Source organism: Bradyrhizobium sp. (genome assembly GCF_049581145.1).
Lineage (GTDB): Bacteria > Pseudomonadota > Alphaproteobacteria > Rhizobiales > Xanthobacteraceae > Bradyrhizobium.
In genome coordinates, this window is the sequence record NZ_JBAURI010001280.1 from 1 (window position 1) to 1547 (window position 1547).

At 68.0% G+C, this 1547-nt stretch carries 1 protein-coding gene and 1 pseudogene; both read left to right on the top strand.

Features of this window, described 5'->3' with window-relative positions:
• A partial coding sequence (locus tag WCB02_RS40580) for an ATP12 family protein (protein WP_423968292.1) occupies nt 1-607 on the top strand: 607 nt, incomplete at its 5' end.
• A 52-nt stretch (nt 608-659) separates the two neighbouring features.
• Nucleotides 660-1547, top strand: a pseudogene (locus WCB02_RS40585) (flagellar hook-length control protein FliK); the annotation flags it as partial.

Here is a 1547-nt window from a genome sequence, read left to right on the forward strand (position 1 = left end):
GGTCATCACGCTGCCACAGCGGGAGATTGCGGACGCTGTCGCCGCCGAATGGGCTGCACAGCAGGAGACGATCGCCCCTTTGACCATGCCGCTGACGCGGTTCGCCAACAGCGTCGTCGATGCCGTCATCGACCGGCTCGATCTGGTGCGCGACGATGTCGCCAGATATCTCCGCTCCGATCTGCTGTTCTATCGCGCCGGCTATCCCGAGGCACTGGTCGCGCGTGAAGCCGCGCATTGGGACGGCGTGCTCGACTGGGCCAGGGATACGCTTGGCGCGCATTTCGTGCTCGCCGAGGGCATCATGCATGTCGACCAGCCGGAGACGGCGGTTCTGGCCGCACGAGCGGCGCTGCCGGCCGATCCATGGGCGATCGCAGCCCTCCATGTGGTGACGTCGTTGACGGGCTCGGCGCTGCTCGCTTTGGCGCTTTGGCACGGCGTGCGCGATCCCGAACAGGTCTGGGCCGCCGCTCATGTCGAGGAGGACTGGAACGCCGAGAAATGGGGAATGGACGAGGAGACATCCATCCGCCGCGCCGCGCGGCTGGTCGATTTCCAGGCTGCCGCCCGTATTCTCGGGAGTCTCAATCCCGCGCTCCCTTAACGTGAGGTTTACGCCGCTCGGCTAGCGTTTGCGATGCAAGCGGGCCCTGGGCATGCCGATCGTCATCAATCCGAGCGTTTCGCATATCGTCGCCTCGGGCGCGACCGCGGCGACCGTCGTTCTGCAGTCCGGAAGCGTGATCAGCGCCCAGGTCCTGCAGGTCGCCGGCAATGCCGTGCAGATCGCGGTCAACGGCCAGCCCATCAATGTCATGTCACAGATCCCGCTGCAGGCCGGCCAGACGCTGCAACTCGCGGTCTCGCAGACCGCCGACGGCATCAGGCTCGCGGTCGTCGACCAGCAGCCGGCTGCCACGCCCAGCGAGACGACCAGTGCGAGCGCAACGCAGGGCAATGCGTCCATCATCGCCGATACGGTGACGCTCGCGCCTGCCGCCGCTGCGAGCATCGCGCCGCAGACGACCTCGGCCGTTGCCGCGCCGGCGGTTCAGTTGACGCCGCAGGAGGCGCTTGCGGTCGCAGTCGCGGCGCAAAGCGCGGCCACCCAGCAGACCAGTCTGGCGCCACTATTCGCCAATCTCGACGTCGCAGCCGTATTGAACAATCTGCCGCCACAGGTGCAGCAGGCGATTGCGCAAGTGCTGTCGCAGCAGGTCAGCCTCGATCAGAATCTGACCGGCAGCGACATCAAGCAGGCGTTCCAGGCCTCCGGGCTGTTCCTGGAGGCCTCGCTGGCGTCCGGATCGGTACCGGCATCGGCCGCAGCGCCCGACCTCAAGGCGGCGCTGATCGTGCTGCGGCAGGTGCTGACGACATCGCTCGCCAGCACGGCCGCACAAAGCCCGGCGGCATCCACGGTCGTGCCGCCGCAGCGCGCGGTGCAGCCGGCGGTGGTCGTGCCGCAACCGCAAGTGGCGCAGATCACGACAACGGCGGTGGCAGCGGCGCCGTCAGCCGGGCAACCGGCCGCAACACCGGCG